We start from the raw sequence: 20,207 nt of genomic DNA on the forward strand, positions 1-20,207 counted from the left end.
TTGCATAGATTTATATTAGTATTATATATTGTGAGATTAATAGATGAGGTGAATCGATGAATAAGAAAGCAGTACTTGTTCTTGTTGTTTTTGTATTGTTTGTTGCTTCGATTGTGAGCGGTAAATTGTACTGGAATAAGAAAGTTGCAAATGCAACGGGACAGAAGAGTGAAGTGACGAAAACAAAGGCTGAAGTGAAAGATAGCGGAGCGAAGAAAGAAGAGAAAAAACAAGATGCGAAGCCATCTTTTAATGAAGCATACGCGAAGAATTTACCAGATGAAGTGAAAGAGAAGTTGAAGAAAGCTTCTGAGGATAAAAAAGCTGTAAATCTTGTTATTGTTGGTGATGAAGCTTCTTCATCTGAAAAAGGTGCTTGGGCAGCCAAGTTAACGGCTAATTTAGAAACTGCTTACGGTAAAGGTTTATGGAATGTAAAGGTAAAGGAATATAAGGGCGAAAGCACAGAAGAATTAATTACGAATAAACGTGATAAAGAGATTGCGAAAGAGAATCCAGATGTGATTTTATTTGAACCGCCATTTATTACTGATAATGGTAAAACTGGTAATGGAAACTCTGTAGTAAATACACAGAAGTTCGTTCAAGCACTTTCTACTAGTGCAAAGGGTGCTACGATTATGATTCAACCATCAAATCCAGTGTATGGTGCGAAGAATTATCCGAAAGCGATTGAAGCATTAAAACAATTTGCGACGCAAAATAATTATACATATGTTGATCATTGGGGGGCATGGCCGGATGCAACAACAAAGGCTATCCTACCATATTTAAAAGAAGAATTTGGTTTCCCAACTGCTAAGGGTCATGAAATTTGGGCGCAATATGTAACGGATTATTTTGTGGCTAAGTAATGAAGAAGATATAAAAGGTATACGAGCGCTCGTATACCTTTTATATTAGTGGATTAATTAAGAAATGCTAGTATATATGTAGGAGGAAAACAATGAATTCAATCTTAATCTGCGGCGGAGCAGGCTATATCGGCTCTCACGCTGTAAAAAAATTAGTAGACGAAGGTTTATCGGTAGTAGTGGTAGATAACTTACAAACTGGTCATGAGGATGCAATTACGGAAGGTGCGAAGTTTTATAATGGCGACCTTCGTGATAAAGCATTTTTAAGAGATGTTTTTAAACAAGAAAATATTGAGGCGATTATGCATTTCGCAGCGGATTCTTTAGTTGGAGTCAGTATGGAGAAGCCTCTTCAATATTATAATAATAATGTGTATGGTGCACTTTGCTTATTAGAGGTAATGGATGAGTTTAAGGTAGATAAGTTTATTTTCTCTTCTACTGCGGCAACGTATGGTGAGGTAGATGTGGATCTTATTACTGAGGAAACGATGACAAATCCAACGAATACGTATGGAGAAACGAAGTTAGCAATCGAAAAGATGCTTCATTGGTATAGCCAAGCTTCTAATTTACGTTATAAGATTTTCAGATACTTTAACGTGGCTGGTGCAACTCCAAATGGTATTATTGGGGAAGATCATCGCCCAGAGACACATTTAATTCCTCTTGTATTACAAGTGGCGTTAGGTCAACGTGAGAAGATTATGATGTTTGGTGACGATTATAATACACCAGATGGTACTTGTATCCGTGATTATATTCATGTTAAAGATTTAGTGGCAGCCCACTTCTTAGGGCTTAAAGACCTACAGAACGGCGGAGAAAGTGATTTCTATAACTTAGGGAATGGTAATGGTTTCAGTGTAAAAGAAATCGTTGATGCAGTTCGTGAAGTTACAAATCATGAAATTCCTGCAGAGGTAGCACCGCGCCGTGCGGGAGATCCAGCACGTTTAGTTGCTTCTTCTCAGAAAGCGAAAGAGAAGTTAGGATGGGATCCTCAGTATGTAAATGTGAAGACAATCATTGAGCATGCTTGGAATTGGCATCAGAAGAAACCTAATGGGTATGAAAAGTAATAATTTTTTAAACCTCAAAAAGTAGTTTCAACTACTTTTTGAGGTTTTTTGTTTATGTAAAAATGAACAAATTCCAAACAATAAAATCCCGTAATTCACCAACACACCAATGTGTTATGATAAATGCACTATGTTAGTAACATATGGGGTACAAAGGATAGAAGAAACAGGTGAAGCAGATGAATAAAAGACAACAGGAAATTTTACAAGTTTTATTATCTGAGTCTAATGAGTATTTGTTAGTGCAGGAGCTTGCTGATAGGATAGGTTGTTCGGAGAAGACGATTCGTAATGATTTTAAGGTGATTGAGGAATACTTAGAGAAGTATTCAGATGCACTTCTTATTCGGAAACCAGGTTTAGGTGTCTGTTTAGAAATTAAGGATTATGATAGAGCGAGTTTGTTTAATAAATTGTATGCTGTAAAACAGAATGTAAGCTATGCATCAGACGAGGAGAGAGTGTTGCAAATAGCGTATAGTTTGTTGATGAATGTTAAGCCAGTTACGGTGCAGGAGCTTGCCGAGCATTATTTTGTTAATAGAGCTGCAGTTAAGAAAGATTTAGATAGAATTGAAAAGTGGCTTGAGGAACTGGGATTAGAGTTAATTTTAAAGCAGAGGGTAGGCTTAACGGTAGAAGGCGATGAGAGAAATAAGAGAAAAGCATTAGCTAAACTATCAGATTTAATTCATAATCAGGAGTTAATGAATCAATTTATTAAAAAGCAGTTTTTGTATCATGAAATTGAATTTGTAATGACTGAATTGAAAGCGTTACAAAAAAGATACGCTATATTTTTTACAGATGATACGTTAGAAAATCTTTTATTACATACGTTAATTATGGTGCGGAGGATGAAGCTAAAGCAACCAATTTCAATGTCTACAGATGATTTGAACATTGTGCGAGAGACGAAAGAGTATGGGTGGACATTAGATTTTTTAACAAGGTTAGAGTTTGTATTTACTGTTCATTTTACTGAAGAAGAGATAGCGTATTTAGCCATTCATATTTTAGGTGGAAAAATCCGCTATCAAGATGAATGGGAAAGAAATAAGTTAAATATGAGTAGTCCTGTGCTTTTACAAGTTGTATCGCATTTAATAGATCGTATGTCTAAGTTGAATGAAATCGATTTCGATAAGGATACATTTTTAGTAGAGGGACTACAGATGCACTTGTATACGACATTAAATCGTTTGCAATATAATCTTTCTGTCTCGAATCCGATGCTTCATGAAATTAAGCGCATGTATCCGTATATGTTTGATATGTTAATTCATGAGCTGGATGATATGAATCAATCATTAAGTTTACAAATCCCTGAGGAAGAGGCAGCCTATCTTACTTTGCATTTTCAGGCGGCAATGGAGCGCTTGAACGATAAAAAGGTATCAAAAAATGTAATTATTGTTTGTCATATGGGGATAGGGATGTCGCAATTATTACGGACAAAAATTGAAAGGAAATTCCGGCATGTCCATGTGATGGATTGTATCGCAAAGTCCGATTTAGAAGGATACTTAATGAAAAATAAAAAGGTAGAGCTTATTATTTCTACGATAGATCTTCCACAGTTAAAGATTCCTCATTGTGTTGTATCTCCTTTATTAGAGCGGAGTGAAGAAAGTAAGTTAGAGAATTTTATGAAGAAATTAGATGAACTACCATCTAACGAAAATAAGGACTTTGTTTTATTGAATTATACAACTCCTTTTTTAGTTTTTTTACAACAGGAAGTAGAGCATCGTTACGAATTAATTGAAAGATTAGCGAGATCTCTTTATGAAAAGGGATATGTAGAGAAAGAGTATGTTGAAAGTGCGATTGCTAGAGATAGAATGTCAGCAACGACAATTGGTGCAGGAGTCGCCATTCCGCACGGAAGTCCTAAGTTAATTAAACAATCCGCAATTGCAGTGGCTACGCTGAAGGAGCCGCTAGACTGGGGAATAGAGAAAGTATCGCTTGTATTTATGTTAGCAGTTAAGAGTGATGGGAAGGAAGTTACGAAACAGTTATTTCATGAATTGTCTTTTATAAGTGAACAACCTGTTTTTGTTCAGAAGCTTATAAAGGAAAAGAATATAATGAAGTTTTTATCTTATTTAAGATATGAATAGGTAAGGCGAGAAGCCTTACTTTTTTGTTTGCTCCGGTAAAATAATGTTTTTTCCGGAGGTTACGGTAAAAAAGAAAACTTTTATGAATCGAATATTGATATATAGTATTTGTGGGCGCTTACATAAGGGTGAGGAGGATTAAAATGAAAGTATTAGCGATTACATCGTGTCCAAATGGGATTGCCCATACGTATATGGCTGCAGAAAACTTGCAAAAAGCAGCAGATAAATTAGGGATTCAAATGAAAGTTGAAACACAAGGTGGTATAGGTGTTGAAAATGAACTTACTGAGCAAGAGATTCGTGAAGCAGATGGCATCATTATAGCTGCGGATCGAGTAGTAAATAAAGATAGATTCATAGGTAAAAAGTTATTAGTTGTAGGAGTTAAAGATGGTATTCGTAAACCAGAGGAACTTATTCAAAAAGTAGTAGATGGTAATGTTCCTGTGTATCATTCGGATGTGCAAAAAACAGGAAATGATTCGCAAGGAAAAAAACAAAACCCTATATACCGTCATTTAATGAATGGTGTATCATTCATGGTTCCTTTCATTGTTGTTGGGGGATTATTAATCGCAATTGCATTGACACTTGGCGGCGAAAAAACTCCTGGCGGTTTAGTAATACCAGAAGGATCTTTTTGGAAAACAATTGAGCAAATAGGTGGAGCTTCATTTGCATTCATGGTGCCAATTTTAGCTGGTTATATTGCGTACAGTATAGCTGATAAACCTGGACTAGTTCCTGGTATGATTGGCGGATATATCGCAGCAACGGGAAGTTTTTATGGTAGTGAGAGTGGGGCTGGTTTCCTAGGTGGAATTATCGCAGGTTTCTTAGCTGGTTATGTAGCTCTGGGAATTAAAAAGTTAAAAGTGCCGAAAGCAATTCAACCAATTATGCCAATTATTATTATTCCAGTATTTACATCACTTATTGTAGGTTTAGCGTTTGTGTTTATTATTGGTGCTCCTGTAGCGCAAGTATTTGAATCGTTAACAGCTTGGTTATCTGGTATGCAAGGTTCAAGTTCGATTCTTTTAGCCTTAATTTTAGGTGCAATGATTTCATTTGATATGGGTGGTCCAGTAAATAAGGTGGCATTCTTATTTGGCTCCGCAATGATTGGAGAAGGAAATTATGAAATTATGGGACCCATTGCAGCAGCAATTTGTATTCCACCAATTGGGATGGGACTTGCTACATTTATAGGAAAGAGAAAGTTCCAAGAGTCGGAAAAGGAAATGGGGAAAGCCTCATTTACGATGGGCTTATTCGGTATTACAGAAGGAGCTATTCCTTTTGCAGCGCAGGATCCATTACGTGTTATTCCAAGTATTATGGCTGGTTCGATGACAGGTGCTGTTATTGCAATGATTGGTAACGTAGGGGATAGAGTAGCACATGGTGGACCAATTGTTGCGGTACTAGGAGCTGTAGATAACGTGTTTATGTTCTTTATTGCTATTATTGCAGGTTCTCTTGTTACAGCGGTTATTGTGAATGTATTAAAGAAAGATATTTCAAAAGCTGAAGAAACACAGGAATTAAAAGAAATGAAAGAAGTGTCAGCAACAAAGGAAGTAGCAGAAGTTCAAGAGCAAGTAATAGAAAAGCAAGCTGAAAAGGTTGAAATTCAGAAATTAACAGATATAACGAGTCTGGAGCTAATTGATATTAATTTAGCAGGAGAGACACGTGACGATATTATTGATGAAATGATTGAGAAATTAAATGCTGTAGGTGTTTTACATTCTGATTCAGAGTTTAAGCAAGCTATTATGAGTCGAGAAGCAGAGAGTAGTACAGGGATTGGAATGAATATTGCAATTCCTCATGGAAAGTCGGATGCAGTAAAAAAACCGAGTGTTGTATTTGGAATTAAACAATCGGGGGTAGATTGGAAAAGTTTAGACGGAACGGATGCAAAATTAGTATTTATGATTGCAGTTCCGAAAGAGAGTGAAGGAAATGAGCACTTGAAGATTCTTCAAATGCTTTCACGAAAGCTTATGGATGATAGTTATAGAGAGCGGTTAATATCTGTCCAAACGAAAGAGGAAGCATATAAATTATTAGACGACATCGTATAAAATGGAGGATTTTAATCATGACAGAACCATTATTTTTTGCACCCATTTTTAAAGAAAGAATTTGGGGTGGTACGAAATTAACTTCTTTCGGATATGAAATACCATCAGAACAAACGGGAGAATGTTGGGCGTTTGCTGCGCATCAAAATGGACAAAGCGTAGTTAAAGGTGGAAAGTATAAAGGGCTGTCTTTAGAACAATTGTGGAATAATCATCGAGAATTATTTGGGGATATTGAGGGAGATCGATTCCCTCTTCTTACAAAAATTTTAGATGCAAATCGTGACTTATCTGTTCAAGTGCATCCAAATGATGAGTATGCACGTATAAATGAAAATGGTGAGCTAGGAAAGACTGAATGCTGGTATATCATTGATTGTAAAGAAGGTGCTGAGATTATTTATGGGCATCATGCAAAGACAAAAGATGAACTAGTAAATATGGTCGAACAAGAAGAATGGGACAAGCTATTACAACGTGTGAGAGTAAAGCCAGGTGATTTCTTCTTTGTTCCAAGCGGAACGGTTCATGCAATTGGTGAAGGTATTTTAATATTAGAAACACAACAAAACTCTGATACTACTTATCGATTATATGATTATAATAGAAGAGATTCAGAGGGGAAATTGCGTGAACTTCATCTTGATAAAAGTATGGAAGTAATAGAAACACCATTTGTTTCGAGTCAACAAGCTGTTCAATATGAAGAAATAGAAGATTTACGTGTAACCAATTTTATTGAGTGCTCTTATTTTTCCGTGAATAAATGGAAGTTAGACGGAGTGGTTAATTTAACGCAAAAAAGTCCATTTCTTCTCTTAAGTGTAATAGATGGAGAAGGAGAGTTAATACAGGGTAATGAAACGTATCGATTTGAAGAAGGGGATCATTTCATATTACCAAGTAACTTTGGAGAATATAAGATTGTAGGGCGTGCTGAAGTTATTGTTGCGAGTGTGTAAGAGAAAATATAACAGGAGAGGGTATCGTCGACAAAATATGTTCGACAATATCCTCTCTTTTTTTGTACGATTTTTGCTATACTAAACTGTACTATAATACATGATGGAAGGAGGAAAATAATGAAAATACTTGTGGTTGATGATGAATCGAGTATTCGTAATTTGATTCGGATGCAGTTGGAGATGGAAGGTTATGAAGTATTGGCAGCGGCTGATGGGAGAGAAGCTTTAGAGCGATGGAATGAAGGGCCAGATGTATTGATTTTGGATGTTATGCTTCCGGATACGGATGGGTATGAGTTGCTTCGTTTGTTCCGTGAGAGGGATAGGGATATTCCGGTGCTTATGTTAACGGCAAAAAGTCAGATGAATGATAAGTTGCTTGGCTTGCAACTTGGTGCTGATGATTATGTGACGAAGCCGTTTAATTATGCGGAGCTTATTCTTCGGGTTAAGAATATGGCGCGGCGTGTAAAGAAGACGGAGAACGCTGTAAGTCATGAAGTAATTGAGGCTGGAGAGATAGTGATTTGTCCTAAGGAAAGAAAGGTACATGTGAGTGGACAAGAGATTCAGTTAACGTACCGAGAGTTTAATTTATGTCAGTTGTTTGTTTCAAATCCGCAGCGTGTGTTTATGAGGGATGAGTTGCTTGAGAAAGTATGGGGGTTTGAGTATATCGGAAATACGAGAGCAGTTGATATTATGGTGCAGAGACTTCGAAAGAAGCTTGGGACGAGCGGAGAATATATTAAGACAATTTATGGCGTTGGCTATAAACTGGATTGTTAAGTGGTGATGGTATGTCTTTAAAGCGAAATATGGTGTTTGGAATAGTTGGGCTGTTAATTCCGATTTTTGTTCTTTTATATGCAGTTGTTTATATTACGTTAGAAAAGAATATGTATCATAACGCAGCAGATTCTTTAGAAAAGTTAAGTGTAGAAGCACAAATTTATACGATGAATTATTTAGAGAAGGAAGCAGAAGTGGATACGCTTGGTCCTAATTCACTTTTAATTGCGTCGTATTTAGCGAAGCGTATGGATGTCCGTGTGCAGATGATTGGGAAGAATGGCGATGTTGTTGCAGATACACAAAAAGGAGCATTGCTTCACCGTAACATCGACATTGAGAGTTCCTTGAAGGGGAAGAAGTCTTATGTTTTCGAGGAGGCGGATCCCGCTCCCATTCTTTTGTTTTCAAGCCCGGTTTATTATGGAAACGATGTCATTGGAAGTATTCGTTTTATAAATGAGTTAACGGGTGAGAAGGAAGTTTTAACAAATGTGAGCTGGACGTTCTTAATGACGTCTCTTTGTTTAGTAGCTACCGGTATTTTCTTTGCGATTCGTTTAGCGAAGTCTCTTCATAAACCAATTGATCAGTTGAGACAAATGGCACAGAGGCTCGCGAATGGTGATTATAAGAGTAAGATTGAGTTAAATGAGTACGTGGAAATCGCTCAGCTTTCAGCATCTTTTAATGCGATGGCCGATGGAATTGAGCTGCATATTAAGCAATTGCAGGAGGAGAAAGAGAAGCAGAAAGATTTCCTAGACCGCATTACGCATGAGCTAAAAACACCGCTAACAGCAATTATCGGTTATGTTGATTTAATTCCAAAGTTACATTCGAAAGAAGATGTGCAGGAAAGTCTTCGTTATGTGGCTGTGGAAAGTGAGCGTTTATTATCACTTGTAGAGGAACTGCTTAAGTCCTCGAAATATGGGACGAGTACGTTTGAAGTGTCTCCTACAGTTGTGAATATAAAGGAATTGGCAGAAGAAGCAGTTTCAATTGTGAAACCTCGTCTAAATCAGTTTGAAATTGAAGTGATAAATGAGTTAACGGATGTACATGTTGTTGCGGATTTTGATAAGACGAAGCAGATTTTCTTAAATGTGCTTGATAATGCAATTAAGTATAGTGATGCTTCGCACATTCGTATGAATGTAATTGTGAATGAGTATGAGGCAAAGGTTTTTGTTCATGATGATGGGATCGGTATAGATGAAATGGTGCTTGCAGAGTGGAATGAGTCTCCGAAAGGAAAAGCACTTCCTTCTAGTTACGGGAATGGTTATGGTTTGTATATTTGTCAGGAGATTATGAATAAGCAGGGCGGAAGCATGCGGATTGAGAGTAGTGAAGAAATAGGTACTACAATATTCATTACATTTTTGCTTCCGAGAAGGATGGAAGACATAAAAAACTTGAAAGCGGTTAAATGATACATTTATGAAACAATTATGCGGTATTTTCGAAACAACGTTTTTTTATCTTGGAGGTAGGCAGAAATGAAAAGGCTATCATTTCAAATTCTTATGTTTGTCATTTGTATGATTGTTTCTCTTGTTTTGTTTTATGTTATGGAGAAGCAAATCTATAATCGAATTAACATTGTAAATGATAAACAAGCCGTTTTACAAAGGGTGAATGAATCTCTTCCAATTGAAGTGAAAGTAAGACATGAAAAGTGGGGAGAAATCGTTGTAACGGATGAAGTTCGTTTGCATACGATTGTTTCATTCTTTGACCGAATTCGAATAGAGCCTGGGGACGTTAAGAGCCAAGAACAAGTATTTACTGGAGAAGTAACGTACTTGAATGGACATAAGCGTACTTTTGCAGTAGGTGACTTGTTCCAGTATGGGGAAAATGTATACGGAAAGAATGGCATGGATCCGATGATTTCAGCACTTCAAACGTATTTATTAAGCCTGTATTACACGCCAGAGCGTATTAGTGATTTCTTTGCTTCAGCAAAGGACGTCGTAGTACGTCAAGGCGATGTGGTACGTACTATCAATCTTACGCACATACTTGATTCTATTCGATACGCAAAGCAAATTACAGATTACGGAGAAATTCAGAAGTTATTACAATCGCAGAATGAACCGATTGCTTATATTACAGCTTATAAAACAGGTAAGCGTGTAAAGAATGATCGTGAAGATATTCTTACGATTTCTGTGTATCCATCGTACTTTGTTGTGCAATATCTCGGTGATAATAACGGAAATGTCATGTATATGAAAGGCTCTCTAGCAGAGTTATTCGTAAAGGAGAATGCGTCATGAGAAAGATAGCCTTTTTCTTCTTTTTGCTAGTAATTGGAGGAGCGATGTCTAGTTGCTCTCGAGATACAACCTCTATTAAATATAGTAAAAATGGTCTCCCTATTTTGGATGATCGTCATATTGTTGCGTATGTAGCGGCTCGTGAGGAAGTTGGTGAAGCGTTACTTTCATCATTTTGTAAGCCGCGCGGATGTACGTATGAATTTATTCGTCTTTCAACAGAAGAACTTCTTCGTAGAGTGGAAGAAGAAGCTGGAAATCCGAAGGCGGATATTATTATTGGCGGTACAGTAGATGCGCATCAAATGATGAAGCAAAAAAATCTTTCTATTCCTGTGATAAGCCAACATGCAAATCGTATTTCAAAAACTGTTAAAGATAAAGATGGTTATTGGTACGGTTATGAAGTGGAGAAGCTGGCAATTGCGATTAATAAAGAGCGGTGGAACGAGGAAATAGCGCCGCTTGGTCTCTCGTATCCGTTAAGATGGAAAGATTTATTGAATCCAGTATATAAGGGAAAGATTGTCATGCCCGATCCAAATGTTTCAGGTACAGCATATACGTTTTTTCAATCACTTATTGATACGTTAGGTGAAGAGGAGGCGAAGGAATATGTGAAGAATCTGGCAGAACAAGTTGGAGAAGTAACAGTGAATGGTTACATCCCAGCAGAACTTGTTGCGAGTGGTGAATATATGATAGGCATCAACTTTATGGGAGATCAGAGAATGCTTCAAAAACAAGGCTTTCCGATTTTAAGTAACGAACCTGAGCAAACTGGGTTATCCGTTAATGCGATTTCTAAACTAAAACGTGCACCGAGTGGTATTATTGCGGATTTATTTATTGATTATTGTTTATCAGAAGAATCGGGTCACATTTTAGAAAAAGTGTCGTTTGGCGTGCCAACGATGTTTGCGAAGAATGAGAAAGAAATAGAAGGACAGCCGGTTAGAAGGACGAACCAAAATATATCAAATAGCGGAATAATCGAGATATGGAATAGACAGCGCCTCTCTCTGAAGTGAGAAAAGGAGACGAAAATATATGTTTAAATGGCTCAAGCCAGCACCTGCAATTGAAAGATTGCCAGCGGATATGATCGACCGTGTATATCGATTACTACGTATTCGTGTGTTAATCGGGATTTCAGTTGGATATGCTGCTTATTATTTAGTTCGTAGTAACTTTACGTTATCAAGTACGTATTTAGTACAAGAATATGGTTTTAGTACAGCTGAAATTGGTCTACTAGGTTCAGTAATGGCAATTGTTTATGGATTTAGTAAGTTCTTTATGGGTAATTTATCAGATAAAGCTTTCGCCCAGCGCTTTATCGCAGTAGGTTTATTCTTATCAGGGCTTGTAAATATTTGTTTCGGCTTTGCATCATCATTTGGAATGATTGTTACATTACTTGTTGTTAACGGTATTGTACAAGGTATGGGAGCACCACCTTGTAGTATTGTTATGACGAAATGGTTCTCGAAGAAAGAACGCGGTACGAAAACAGGTCTTTGGAATATTTCACATAACGTTGGTGGAATGCTTGTGCCACCACTTGTCGGAATTGGTGTAGGTATTTTTGGTGAAAACCATTGGCAAGGCGGCGTGTTTATTTTCCCTGCGATTATCGCAATGGTAATTTCAGTTCTTGTTTGGATCAATGCGAAGGATACACCAGAATCTGAAGGTCTTCCTCCAATTGATGAGTATCGTAATGACTATGAAAATCTTGAAAAAGCAGATAATGCTAACAAGATGTCACCAAAAGAAATTTTAATGAAGTATGTAGTGAAAAATAAATTTGTATGGTTCTTATGTATTGCGAATGCTTTTGTTTATTTAATTCGTTTCGGTGTTATTAACTGGGTTCCACTTTATTTAACGACAGTTAAAGGATTTTCAAAAGCAGAAGCGCATGCGGCATATGCGATCTTTGAAGGTATGGCAATTCCAAGTTCATTAATCGTTGGTTTTTTAAGTGATAAATTATTTAAAGGAAAACGTATGCCATTATGTATTATTAGTATGGTTGGAGTTGTTATTGGTACGTTTATATATTGGCAAGCAACTAGCGTACTTGTTGTAAGTATTGCAGTTTCTATTATCGGTTGTTTAATTTATGTACCACAGTTCTTAATCGGTTTAAGTGCGATGGAATTAGTACCGAAATTTGCAGTAGGTACGACAGTTGGTATGTGTGGTCTATTCGGTTATGTAGGCGGAAGTCTTGTAGCTAACGCAGCAATTGGTGTTATTGTTGATCGTTCTGGCTGGGATGGTTGTTTCATCTTACTACTAACAGGTGCGGTTTTATCAACAATCTTCTTATTTATTGTTCAACGTGGACATGAGAGAAAAGATCCTAAAGTAGCGTAATATTTTGTTTGAAAAAGCTATCCAATTGTGTGTGATTGGATAGCTTTTATATTAGAAAAAACAAACAGTATGTAAAATTGCAGTTTAATATATAAATGATTTTTGTTAATTAATATAATTTTTTTAGGTTTAATAAACCAATTACGTACATAGTTAGACCGAAAAATCCGCCGCCACAGATGAAAATTACAACCTTAAATAAAGAAATAGAGATTTCCTCTGAACCTACATAGGGAAGGATATAATTCATAAAAACAAACATTTGAAAGCCCCAAAGCACACCTGCTTTTAAGCCAGCTTTTCTTAATTTTTTCTTGTGTTGTAAATATTCTTCTTTTGTTGTACATTCAGTATCACTTAAACCTTTTTTCTTGAATTTAAAGGCTAAGTAATTAGCATAAATCATATTAGATAGAAAAATGAATATTGTCCCTATAGATATTGTGTGATTCATAGTATCAACAAGTAACATAATAAGCATTACCAACATATTTAACCACCACAAACCAATTCCAGCTACAGATAACTCTTTATTGATTTCTTGTTTTTGGTATTCATCTCTCTCACTTAGTGTTCCAACAAAACTATTATAAACTCTTTCTTTCCATTCAATTTTCATCATTTAATCTCCCTCCCAAAATAGACTATTTAAATCTGTTTTTAGTGCTTTTGCTAATTCGATACATAAGGCTAAAGAGGGATTATATTTATTGTTTTCAATTAAATTTATTGTCTGTCTCGCCACGTTAATTTTTTTAGCTAACTCTAGTTGCGATAGCCCTTCAGATTTTCGATATTGTTTAACGTTATTCAAATATAACCCTCCCATTGATGGTTGTAGACCTCGTGTACCGAAATGTCATTTATATGTGACATTTTATAATTGAATAGATGAAATGTCAAATATACATGACAAAATAGCGATGGTGCAATTAGGAAAATGATTTTAATGATTCATTTTGGCAAGAAGTTTGTTAATAAAGAATGGCTTCCATTCAATTAAAATTGCTCTTTTTCCTTTCCTTAAATCTATCTTAAAAGATATAATGTCATATTTCTAATCATTGGAATTTTTGTTACAATATAAATGGATGTGTAAAACTTTGTAAAAATAATGTAATAATATGTAATGTATTTTCAGAAAGTTTTATACAATTTTTATATTAAACTATTAAGTTATAAAAGGGAGCGAGAATATGTTACCAAATACGGTTCGTACTCCAAACAAGAAGAAGAAATGGATTATTATTGGGGTTATTGCACTAATTGTTATTGTAGCGGCAATTAATATTTTTGTTATGCAAGGTAAGAAGAAGGGTGCATCAACAAATGCTGATGCTGTAAGTTTTGAGAAAGTGACAGAGCGTAAGCTGAATAATACAAAGTTAATTTCTGGTCAGGTGAAGCCTGGTAATATTGAAAGTTTTTATGCAGATCCGGCTAAAGGAAAAGTGAAAGATATTGAGGTAAAAGAAGGGCAAGAGGTAGAAAAAGGCACGAAGTTATTCTCTTATGATAATGAAGAGATTAATCTTCAAATGAAGCAAGCTGAGCTTGATCAAAAGATGGCAGATATGCGTTATGATCAAGGGAAAAAGAAGATTGATTCGCTAAAGAAAGAAATTAAGAAGGCGAAAGATAGCGGAGCTGGGAAAGAAGTAACAGATCCGATGGACGAGCAAGTAAACGAATTAGAGATAGCTCAAAAGACAACTGATCTTGAGAAAGAAAAGGGAAAGTTGCAGAAAGAAGAGTTAAGTAAGAAGCAGAAAGAGCTTACGATTTATAGTAATTTCGCTGGTGTTGTTCAAAAGTTAGATAAAGATGCGGCACAAAGTTCATCTCAAGCGTTAGGTGGTCAAGGAAAATCGTTTTTACAAGTAGCTTCTAAAGACCCATTCCAAGTTCAAGGTACGTTAACTGAGCTTCAGAAGTCACAAATTCAAAAGGATCAAACATTCACTGTAACGGCGAAAGCAAATAGCAAGAAGAAGTGGACAGGTAAGATTACAGAGGTAAGTGAGTTCCCAACGAGCGCAGAGATGGCGCAAGCTGGCGGCGTGGGTGAAGCAACTCAAAATATGTCTCAGTATACATATAAAGCAAGTCTTGATAGTCAAGATGGTTTATCTCCAGGTTACCACGTTTCATTGCAAGTAAACTTAGAGAATAAGACGATGATTGCTGTTCCAAGTAAAAGCATTGTAGAAAAAGGCGATGATGCATTTGTTTATGTTGAGGAAAAAGGAAAGCTTCGTAAACAAAATGTGAAAAAAGGTTCTACTGATGGAGACTGGACAGAGGTTGTAGAAGGCGTAACAGTGGGGCAAAAGGTGGTTAAAAATCCTTCCGACGATGTGTATGACGGAATGGAAGTGAAAGAGAAATGATTACGTTAAATAATATTGCTAAAACGTATTATCAAGGAAAATTGGCGGTGCCGATTTTGCATGGTATTAGTTTAACGATTCAGAGCGGTGAGTTCGTTTCGATTATGGGACCGTCTGGTTCTGGTAAGTCAACGCTTATGAATATTATTGGTTGCTTAGACCGTCCAACAGAAGGCGAATATAAGCTGAATGACGTGAATATCTTAACAGCAGACGAGTCAAAGCTTGCTTTAATTCGTAATGAATATATTGGCTTTGTATTCCAGCATTTTAATTTACTGCCTCGTCTTTCCGCAGTGGAAAATGTTGAGCTTCCGCTCGTATATGGTGGCGTGAAGAAAGCGGAGCGTCGTAAGCGTGCTTTGGAGGCGTTAGGCAAAGTTGGATTAGCGGACCGCGTGCATCATTTACCAAATGAGTTATCAGGTGGACAGAAGCAGCGTGTAGCGATTGCAAGAGCGATTGCAAATAATCCAACGTTCATTATGGCCGATGAACCGACGGGTGCACTTGATACGAAGTCTGGTGAACAAGTTATGGATATTTTCACGAAGCTTAATGCAGAAGGTACGACGATTGTTATGGTTACGCATGAAGAGGAAGTAGCAGCGTATTCTTCCCGCCGTATTGTACTGCGAGACGGGAAAGTTACAGAAGATAGAAGGTGTGCGGTATGAGTTTACTAGATAGTATAAAAATTGCCCTATCTTCTATTTTAGCTCATAAACTACGTTCAGCTCTTACGATGCTCGGTATTATTATCGGGGTAGGTTCGATTATTACTGTCGTTGCAATTGGGCAAGGCGGGGAAGCGATGCTGAAGTCGAAATTCGCAGGTTCTGGTGGTAATAACCTTATGCCAATTCAATTTAAACCAGATATTAATGATGAGTTTGCTATAGGTGGATTTGAAATGCCGAAGTTAACGGAAGAGGATATTTTGGAAGTAAAACAAGTGAAAGATGTTTCACATGTTATTACGACAAACCAGAATTCAGAGGTGCTTGATGTAAATGATAAAAAAGCAAATTTGAATGTTATTGGTCTTGATAATGAATATTTTGCGGTTAATAAAGTAAAGGTCGTAAAGGGACGTACTTTAAATGAATCAGATATTTCTCATGCAAATAACGTCGTGATGATTAGTACAAAAACAGAAGAGACGTTATTTAAGGGCGTAAATCCAGTAGGACAAATTATTGAGATGAAAGGACAACCGATGCAAATTGTCGGTGTGTATACATCTGATAATGAATTTATGGGATTTGAAATGGAAGAAGCGTTAATCCCTCTTACGTTATGGCCTGTTTTATACGGAACAGATGAAATTCAAAGTATCGCAATTCAAGCTAAAAATGTAGACGATTTAGAAGCAGCAGGGAAACAGGCTGTTGATGTATTAAATAGTCGTAAGCCAAGTGAAATTCCGGGTAAATATGAACTGGTTAATTTAAAAGAATTCCAAGAAAATGTTTCTAAAGTTACTAACATTATGACGATGATCATCGGTGGTATCGCTGGTATTTCATTAGTCGTTGGTGGTATTGGTGTTATGAACATCATGCTCGTATCTGTAACAGAGCGTACTCGTGAAATTGGTGTACGTAAAGCACTCGGAGCAACGCGTAGTAAAATTTTATTACAGTTTTTAATTGAAGCAGTTATGTTGACGCTTCTAGGTGGTTTAATCGGAATTGGTCTTGGGTATGGCGGAGCATATATCGTTTCTACATTCGCAAAATGGCCACCACTTGTTTCATGGGAAGTTGTCGTTGGAGGCGTACTGTTCTCGATGACACTCGGTATTATTTTCGGATTAATTCCAGCAAATAAAGCTGCGAAATTAGATCCAATTGAAGCATTGCGTTATGAGTAATTAAATAGTGTAGTAGAACTACACATTACCGTTCTAGTGGGCGGTTCGTAGCCTCTTGCATGAGGAAGTGAACCGCCCGTTAGAACGGGTTATATAAATAGAAGGAGGCGTTATAATGGAAGCAAATATTAATACGCAAGATGTAGTTTCAAAAAAGCCATCATTATTTGGAATGATTACTTCTCCAGGTGAGCAGTTTGAGAGAATGAAGACGAAAAGTCCGGTTTGGGGAGTATTTTTCTTATTTGTTATATTAGGAACGATTATAGCAACAGCAGTGTCTTACTTAACATTAATTAGTACTCCAGAATTGGCAAAAGAATTAAATGGTGAAGCAGGGGCAATGGTAAAAGGATTTACCCTTGGTGGAGGCGCACTTGTTGGTCTATTAGGAACACCTATAGGTCTCTTTATTGCGGCAGGTTTTTATAAAATTATTATGATGTTTATGAGCAATGATACACCGTACATGAAAATACTATCGATTTACTTATATGCTAATCTGGTTTATTATATCGGCGGATTGTTAAATGCAGGATTAGGCTTTATTTTTGATGGAAATGGCACTGATGTTTATACAAGTTTAGCTCCTTTATTTGAACAAGGGACAGTAGCACATGGAATTGCCTCTTCAATTGAAATTTTTAATATTTGGAGCCTCATTCTAACAGGACTAGGCTTACACATTGTAGCTGGTTTAAGTAAGAAACAAGCTACGATTTTAATTGTAATCTTCTTTATCCTAACAATTGCATTCGGCGTTGTAAGAGGTTTAGTAAGCGGCTTTGGTGCATAACATATTATTTTAAAAAGGTGACTCTTCAAGAGAGTCACCTTTTTTATTTTTATCCCTATTTCAAATACCACCAACAAAATTTTAAATACTACATAGTGTAATTTCAAATTCCATCGGTAGTATTTGAAATTACTCACAGTGAAATCTTTTCTTTATTTTTATATTGTGAAGGTACCGCGGAATACTAGAAAGGTATACCTTTTAGAAACGGGTACTGTGTGAAGCCAGCGACTTTTAAAGAGGCAGTTGTTTTGTATGAAGGGATGATTGTGAATCAAATAAAGAAGCTAGGTATTTATCAAGATCATGAAGAGTATTATCAATGTGGTTTAATTGGTCTTTGGTATGCGTATGAAAGGTATGATGCTGAGAAAGGGAGTTTTCCCGCATATGCAGTCGTAACGGTGCGTGGTTATATATTAGAGAGATTGAAGAAAGAATCTACTGTACAAGAAAGATATGTATGTGTAGGGGAGTATGAGGATATCTTTCATTTTGAAGACGTTGAAATGAAAGTGAAGGATTTTATGAGCGTGTTAGATGAGAAGGAGAAATATATTATTTTTGAACGTTTTTTTGTAGGGAAGACGATGGGAGAAATCGCGTTAGAGATGGAAGTGACATATTATCAAGTAAGATGGATGTATCGGCAAGCACTCGAGAAAATGCGAGATAGTGTAAGAGGATAAAAATAGCAAATAGAATGGAAGGTAAGGAAATACTACCTTCCATTCTATTTGTTATTAAGGTGATGAATCTTGCATGTTCATTTGGGATAATACATATCCAGCTTTCCATAATTGCTGACTTAGCTTATGGGAACTAATTTGTATCGTTACGGTAGCTCCGTTTGAAAAATGAATTTTAGCTCGTTTAGCTTTTTGGAAAAACTCTATTGTATGAACATGTTTAAAGAAAAGCCAAATACAATTTGGAGAAGCAGGAGATTCTGTTGGGAAAGCACAAATATATTCTCTATGATTGATCGGAATTGGAACGTTTTGTTTAAATTTAAATTTTGTTTTTACGGCATTACGTCTCCCTTGATAAGTAGAATGAATATTTGTTAGACAAGATTTCTGTATAAGTTGGAGAGCAGTTTGACAAGAGTAAAGATGGTTCCCGCTACTGTCGATAATTTTTGTACGGTAATAAGGGTGTTTACATGGTTCAAGCATCATTGTAGAACTAGAAATAAAAATGTTGTTTTCATTATCCATAATTCTATATCCTCCCTTATAATTTTTATTCTGAATATAATTATATATAAATTAAGTAAATTAATTGTTAATATTCTATTTCATATTGTAAATTTTGGCTATTCGTTTACAATCAATAGGTGATAGTCTTTCTAATTTGCATCGCTTGTACATATATATGAAAATAGAAAAGAGTAGGCGGTGATATAGTATGAAGAAAAAGTATATTATTATGGCTTTAGTTGTCATTCTCCTAGTATATTTAGCAAACAGCAATCCGAGTAAAGGAGAATATACAGAATGGGCAGCGAAGCAGTTTATGAAGCGTAATGATGTGAGTAAGAAGCTAGATGAAGTTCAAAAAGAGAATGAAGAGGGTCTCCTTGGCGACTTGGCATCGGCCGGTAAAAAGTTAGCGAAAAAGTATGTTGAGCCACAAGTTGGGTTATTAATTGATCATTATACGAAGCGAAATGATTATATATTCTTCTCAACATATACGACTGAGTTTGATATAGGTGAAGAACATTATAAGTACGTATGCGTCGGTTTTTCAAAGATTTTTATTCCGATTGAAATGCCGAAGAAAAAAGACGAATCTGCAAAATGATGCAGATTCGTCTTTTTCATTTTATAGAGTAATTGGAACTTCAGATACATTTTTTTCTACAAGGCGAGCTCCCTTTTTTCTTGTATTTTCATCAATGGATGAAAATACAGATGAGGCAAGGATTGTATCCATTACTTGATTTACGACTTGTGCATCGATTGGTGTGATGGGCGTATCGATAGAAAAAACGACTGTTTTTCCATCTTCTTTCGCGAAAATCAATTCTAGTACTTGCATGTGTTATTCCCTCCTTTGTATTTATCCTGCTATTTACGGGGGTTGGGTCTGACGGTTAAATTGCGGGCTAATAATCAGCGGGGATGAATAAAATCCCCACTGATCCGAGTTTTACTTTATAGTTTAGAAAGATCTGATGTACTTACAAGTTGTACAGCGTGAAGTGGTGATGCTTGTAAGGAAGCGAGAGCATGAGCTACGTTGTGTACTTGATCTAAGCTCGCATTTGTTTTAACACGTTTAAATTGTTTGCTCTTGAAAACTGTTTTGCCGTTCTTATCTAATCCGTTGTTTAAGACAAGACGTAAAGTTAAATCCATTACGATTGTTTCAATTGCCATGTGTATCACCTCCTCGTATGATAAAGTTAGGTTTTTTAGGAAAGGGATTTACCTATAAACCCGTGAGTATCTAGTTATATGAGATACTTATATTTGTAGATAGAGTGTTGCCGACCACCTCCTTGAATCTTTGTATTCGGTTGAAA

Annotated in this window: 21 protein-coding genes; 16 read left to right on the forward strand and 5 right to left on the reverse strand. The window is 36.3% G+C overall.

What is annotated here, in order from left to right; genetic code table 11:
* Positions 1–56: 56 nt before the first annotated feature.
* The 10 genes from CQ064_RS16645 to pgtP all read left to right on the forward strand — a co-directional run bounded on the left by CQ064_RS16645 (position 57) and on the right by pgtP (position 12,612).
* The gene (locus CQ064_RS16645) at positions 57–875 is read left to right on the forward strand and encodes an SGNH/GDSL hydrolase family protein (RefSeq protein ID WP_001034211.1); all 819 of its coding nucleotides are present in this window, start codon (positions 57–59) and stop codon (positions 873–875) included.
* 92 nt (positions 876–967) lie between these two features.
* Complete coding sequence (galE, locus tag CQ064_RS16650; RefSeq protein ID WP_001084634.1) at positions 968–1,960, forward strand: UDP-glucose 4-epimerase GalE; 993 nt, start codon at positions 968–970, stop codon at positions 1,958–1,960.
* 179 nt (positions 1,961–2,139) lie between these two features.
* The gene (locus tag CQ064_RS16655) at positions 2,140–4,086 is read left to right on the forward strand and encodes a BglG family transcription antiterminator (protein ID WP_001042649.1); all 1,947 of its coding nucleotides are present in this window, start codon (positions 2,140–2,142) and stop codon (positions 4,084–4,086) included.
* Positions 4,087–4,229: 143 nt separating this feature from the next.
* Positions 4,230–6,182 carry a PTS fructose transporter subunit IIABC gene (locus CQ064_RS16660; protein WP_000865786.1) on the forward strand — a complete coding sequence of 651 codons (1,953 nt, stop codon included), beginning with the start codon at positions 4,230–4,232 and terminating at the stop codon, positions 6,180–6,182.
* A 17-nt stretch (positions 6,183–6,199) separates the two neighbouring features.
* The gene (gene manA, locus CQ064_RS16665) at positions 6,200–7,144 is read left to right on the forward strand and encodes a mannose-6-phosphate isomerase, class I (protein WP_000138679.1); all 945 of its coding nucleotides are present in this window, start codon (positions 6,200–6,202) and stop codon (positions 7,142–7,144) included.
* A 120-nt stretch (positions 7,145–7,264) separates the two neighbouring features.
* Positions 7,265–7,936, forward strand: a complete 672-nt coding sequence (locus CQ064_RS16670) for a response regulator transcription factor (RefSeq protein WP_000699555.1) — start codon at positions 7,265–7,267, stop codon at positions 7,934–7,936.
* An 11-nt stretch (positions 7,937–7,947) separates the two neighbouring features.
* The gene (locus tag CQ064_RS16675; RefSeq protein ID WP_000054008.1) at positions 7,948–9,378 is read left to right on the forward strand and encodes a HAMP domain-containing sensor histidine kinase; all 1,431 of its coding nucleotides are present in this window, start codon (positions 7,948–7,950) and stop codon (positions 9,376–9,378) included.
* A gap of 66 nt (positions 9,379–9,444) precedes the next feature.
* On the forward strand, positions 9,445–10,227 hold the full coding sequence (locus CQ064_RS16680; RefSeq protein ID WP_000826624.1) for a DUF3919 family protein: 783 nt from the start codon (positions 9,445–9,447) through the stop codon (positions 10,225–10,227).
* Positions 10,224–11,258 carry an ABC transporter substrate-binding protein gene (locus tag CQ064_RS16685; protein ID WP_001225642.1) on the forward strand — a complete coding sequence of 345 codons (1,035 nt, stop codon included), beginning with the start codon at positions 10,224–10,226 and terminating at the stop codon, positions 11,256–11,258. Before CQ064_RS16680 ends, CQ064_RS16685 begins: the two co-directional genes overlap by 4 nt.
* A 19-nt stretch (positions 11,259–11,277) precedes the next feature.
* Entirely contained in the window at positions 11,278–12,612 is a 1,335-nt protein-coding gene (pgtP, locus tag CQ064_RS16690) for an MFS transporter (RefSeq protein ID WP_000477603.1), read from the forward strand.
* A gap of 109 nt (positions 12,613–12,721) precedes the next feature.
* Here the strand turns inward: pgtP and CQ064_RS16695 are convergent, their stop codons facing one another.
* On the reverse strand, positions 12,722–13,234 hold the full coding sequence (locus CQ064_RS16695) for a DUF3278 domain-containing protein (RefSeq protein WP_000975594.1): 513 nt from the start codon (positions 13,232–13,234) through the stop codon (positions 12,722–12,724).
* Positions 13,235–13,426, reverse strand: a complete 192-nt coding sequence (locus CQ064_RS16700) for a helix-turn-helix transcriptional regulator (RefSeq protein WP_001067013.1) — start codon at positions 13,424–13,426, stop codon at positions 13,235–13,237.
* A 382-nt stretch (positions 13,427–13,808) separates the two neighbouring features.
* Between CQ064_RS16700 and CQ064_RS16705 the strand changes: the two genes are divergently transcribed.
* From CQ064_RS16705 to CQ064_RS16725, 5 genes are all read left to right on the forward strand, one after another.
* Positions 13,809–15,002 (forward strand): efflux RND transporter periplasmic adaptor subunit, encoded by a 1,194-nt coding sequence (locus CQ064_RS16705; RefSeq protein ID WP_000937311.1) that lies wholly within the window; start codon positions 13,809–13,811, stop codon positions 15,000–15,002.
* Complete coding sequence (locus CQ064_RS16710; protein ID WP_000631619.1) at positions 14,999–15,679, forward strand: ABC transporter ATP-binding protein; 681 nt, start codon at positions 14,999–15,001, stop codon at positions 15,677–15,679. The genes CQ064_RS16705 and CQ064_RS16710 overlap by 4 nt, the downstream gene beginning before the upstream one ends.
* Entirely contained in the window at positions 15,676–16,878 is a 1,203-nt protein-coding gene (locus CQ064_RS16715) for an ABC transporter permease (protein WP_000054363.1), read from the forward strand. The genes CQ064_RS16710 and CQ064_RS16715 overlap by 4 nt, the downstream gene beginning before the upstream one ends.
* A 115-nt stretch (positions 16,879–16,993) precedes the next feature.
* The gene (gene yknW, locus CQ064_RS16720) at positions 16,994–17,674 is read left to right on the forward strand and encodes a YknW family membrane protein (RefSeq protein WP_000387934.1); all 681 of its coding nucleotides are present in this window, start codon (positions 16,994–16,996) and stop codon (positions 17,672–17,674) included.
* 218 nt (positions 17,675–17,892) lie between these two features.
* A complete protein-coding gene (locus tag CQ064_RS16725) occupies positions 17,893–18,363 on the forward strand; it encodes a sigma-70 family RNA polymerase sigma factor (protein WP_003272436.1) in 471 nt (156 codons plus the stop codon).
* Between the two features lie 54 nt (positions 18,364–18,417).
* Here the strand turns inward: CQ064_RS16725 and CQ064_RS16730 are convergent, their stop codons facing one another.
* On the reverse strand, positions 18,418–18,894 hold the full coding sequence (locus CQ064_RS16730) for a competence protein ComK (RefSeq protein ID WP_000368314.1): 477 nt from the start codon (positions 18,892–18,894) through the stop codon (positions 18,418–18,420).
* A 190-nt stretch (positions 18,895–19,084) separates the two neighbouring features.
* On the opposite strand from CQ064_RS16730, the gene CQ064_RS16735 reads away from it, so the two are divergent.
* The gene (locus CQ064_RS16735) at positions 19,085–19,483 is read left to right on the forward strand and encodes a DUF4359 domain-containing protein (protein WP_000731400.1); all 399 of its coding nucleotides are present in this window, start codon (positions 19,085–19,087) and stop codon (positions 19,481–19,483) included.
* Positions 19,484–19,504: 21 nt separating this feature from the next.
* Here CQ064_RS16735 and CQ064_RS16740 read toward each other — a convergent pair whose 3' ends face one another.
* Both CQ064_RS16740 and CQ064_RS16745 read right to left on the reverse strand, forming a co-directional pair.
* A complete protein-coding gene (locus tag CQ064_RS16740) occupies positions 19,505–19,720 on the reverse strand; it encodes a DUF2922 domain-containing protein (protein ID WP_001197593.1) in 216 nt (71 codons plus the stop codon).
* A gap of 116 nt (positions 19,721–19,836) precedes the next feature.
* Positions 19,837–20,061 (reverse strand): DUF1659 domain-containing protein, encoded by a 225-nt coding sequence (locus tag CQ064_RS16745; RefSeq protein WP_000963861.1) that lies wholly within the window; start codon positions 20,059–20,061, stop codon positions 19,837–19,839.
* Positions 20,062–20,207 lie beyond the last annotated feature (146 nt).

Origin of the sequence: Bacillus sp. MYb78 (genome assembly GCF_002975115.1) — a bacterium.
GTDB lineage: Bacteria > Bacillota > Bacilli > Bacillales > Bacillaceae_G > Bacillus_A > Bacillus_A cereus.

Excerpts from the sequence above, each read along its gene's own strand:
- CQ064_RS16660 (WP_000865786.1), top strand. The coding sequence starts at position 4,230 with ATGAAAGTATTAGCGATTACATCGTGTCCAAATGGGATTGCCCATACG.
- manA (WP_000138679.1), top strand. The coding sequence starts at position 6,200 with ATGACAGAACCATTATTTTTTGCACCCATTTTTAAAGAAAGAATTTGG.
- CQ064_RS16740 (WP_001197593.1), bottom strand. The coding sequence starts at position 19,720 with ATGCAAGTACTAGAATTGATTTTCGCGAAAGAAGATGGAAAAACAGTC.
- pgtP (WP_000477603.1), top strand. The coding sequence starts at position 11,278 with ATGTTTAAATGGCTCAAGCCAGCACCTGCAATTGAAAGATTGCCAGCG.
- CQ064_RS16710 (WP_000631619.1), top strand. The coding sequence starts at position 14,999 with ATGATTACGTTAAATAATATTGCTAAAACGTATTATCAAGGAAAATTG.
- CQ064_RS16675 (WP_000054008.1), top strand. The coding sequence starts at position 7,948 with ATGTCTTTAAAGCGAAATATGGTGTTTGGAATAGTTGGGCTGTTAATT.
- CQ064_RS16670 (WP_000699555.1), top strand. The coding sequence starts at position 7,265 with ATGAAAATACTTGTGGTTGATGATGAATCGAGTATTCGTAATTTGATT.
- galE (WP_001084634.1), top strand. The coding sequence starts at position 968 with ATGAATTCAATCTTAATCTGCGGCGGAGCAGGCTATATCGGCTCTCAC.
- CQ064_RS16695 (WP_000975594.1), bottom strand. The coding sequence starts at position 13,234 with ATGATGAAAATTGAATGGAAAGAAAGAGTTTATAATAGTTTTGTTGGA.
- CQ064_RS16745 (WP_000963861.1), bottom strand. The coding sequence starts at position 20,061 with ATGGCAATTGAAACAATCGTAATGGATTTAACTTTACGTCTTGTCTTA.
- CQ064_RS16655 (WP_001042649.1), top strand. The coding sequence starts at position 2,140 with ATGAATAAAAGACAACAGGAAATTTTACAAGTTTTATTATCTGAGTCT.
- CQ064_RS16735 (WP_000731400.1), top strand. The coding sequence starts at position 19,085 with ATGAAGAAAAAGTATATTATTATGGCTTTAGTTGTCATTCTCCTAGTA.
- CQ064_RS16680 (WP_000826624.1), top strand. The coding sequence starts at position 9,445 with ATGAAAAGGCTATCATTTCAAATTCTTATGTTTGTCATTTGTATGATT.
- yknW (WP_000387934.1), top strand. The coding sequence starts at position 16,994 with ATGGAAGCAAATATTAATACGCAAGATGTAGTTTCAAAAAAGCCATCA.
- CQ064_RS16715 (WP_000054363.1), top strand. The coding sequence starts at position 15,676 with ATGAGTTTACTAGATAGTATAAAAATTGCCCTATCTTCTATTTTAGCT.
- CQ064_RS16685 (WP_001225642.1), top strand. The coding sequence starts at position 10,224 with ATGAGAAAGATAGCCTTTTTCTTCTTTTTGCTAGTAATTGGAGGAGCG.
- CQ064_RS16730 (WP_000368314.1), bottom strand. The coding sequence starts at position 18,894 with ATGGATAATGAAAACAACATTTTTATTTCTAGTTCTACAATGATGCTT.
- CQ064_RS16705 (WP_000937311.1), top strand. The coding sequence starts at position 13,809 with ATGTTACCAAATACGGTTCGTACTCCAAACAAGAAGAAGAAATGGATT.
- CQ064_RS16645 (WP_001034211.1), top strand. The coding sequence starts at position 57 with ATGAATAAGAAAGCAGTACTTGTTCTTGTTGTTTTTGTATTGTTTGTT.